2 protein-coding genes are annotated in these 1,247 nt (G+C 48.0%); both read left to right on the top strand.

Annotation, left to right across the window (positions count from 1 at the left end; genetic code table 11):
- On the top strand, positions 1–631 hold a 631-nt coding region (locus tag KDK19_RS14630; protein ID WP_257292251.1), incomplete at its 5' end, for a sulfite exporter TauE/SafE family protein.
- A gap of 197 nt (positions 632–828) precedes the next feature.
- Positions 829–1,247, top strand: a 419-nt coding sequence (locus KDK19_RS14625) for a 3-deoxy-7-phosphoheptulonate synthase (RefSeq protein WP_257292250.1), incomplete at its 3' end; no start/stop codon positions are given.

Below are 1,247 nucleotides of genomic sequence, written 5' to 3'. Positions count from 1 at the left end.
GTTGTATGCCGCCCTGACCAAAGTCAGCGGCGTCTGGGTTCATCACCAACAAAAAAGTGTTAACTGGCAACTCGTAAAGCTCCTGTGCCTGGGAAGTATTCCAGCCACTTTGGCTACAGTATTCCTGTTGAAATATCTTTTCACCGGAAGCGATCATTATAGCCCGATACTTACTACCTGCCTTGGCTTTATGCTCACTTTGACAGCGCTGGTGCTTATATTTAGCAACAAACTCAGCAAATTGCAGTTTTACAACCGCAAAATCCTGTCCGGAAACAGGCTGAAATACTTTACAGTGTTAATGGGGATGGTGCTTGGCGTATTGGTCACTCTGTCATCTGTAGGAGCCGGGGCACTTGGCACAGCGATTCTCTTACTGATATACCCCACACTGGTTCCTGTGCGAGTAGTCGGCACTGAACTGGCCCACGCAGTACCACTGACCCTTGTCGCTGGTCTCGGTCATACACTCTTGGGCAATGTGGACTTTAACCTCCTGGGAAGCCTGATGATCGGCTCTGTACCGGCCATTTATTTTGGCACTAAAATTGGCAAGTACCTGCCAGAAAAAGTCATGCGCATGATTCTTGCTATTATTCTGCTGGTACTGGGTATTCACTATCTGATATGAGCCAACAAGATTCTACAATAATTGCAACGACTTAAAATTAAGCAAAATTATTATTCATGGGGTTGTAGCAACCATGGTTCTTGATTAGAGTGGACGACCGTCGCTGATCCCTGCAAGTCCGACTTATCCTTACCCGGGCAGGCAATCTCAGGCGCAAACCCGTGAGGGAGCAACAATCAAAATTGAGAGCGCAATCAATGGCCATATTACCAATTGAAAACCTGAACATTGAATCTCAGGACTTACTGGTCACTCCAGAGCAGCTGAAAAGTGAAATTCCCTTGAGCGAAGCTGCTGAGCGTACCGTTTCCGAAGGCCGTGAAGTTATCCGCAACATTCTCGATGGCAAGGATCATCGTCTGTTTGTAGTGGTAGGTCCCTGCTCTATCCACGATGTTGAAGCTGCCATGGATTATGCCGGGCGTCTGAAGAAACTGGCAGACGAGCTAAGCGATACTCTCTATCTGGTCATGCGCGTCTATTTTGAAAAGCCACGAACCACTATTGGCTGGAAAGGCCTGATTAACGACCCACACCTCAATGATTCCTTCAAGATTGAAGAAGGCCTGCACATTGGCCGTCGCCTGCTGATGGATGTCGCTGAGCTGGGTATGCC

Origin of the sequence: Endozoicomonas sp. ONNA1 (genome assembly GCF_024606325.1) — a bacterium.
Taxonomy (GTDB): Bacteria; Pseudomonadota; Gammaproteobacteria; order Pseudomonadales; family Endozoicomonadaceae; genus Endozoicomonas_A.
The sequence above is the reverse complement of the archived record's forward strand: the minus strand, read 5'-3'. Positions and strand labels throughout refer to the sequence as shown.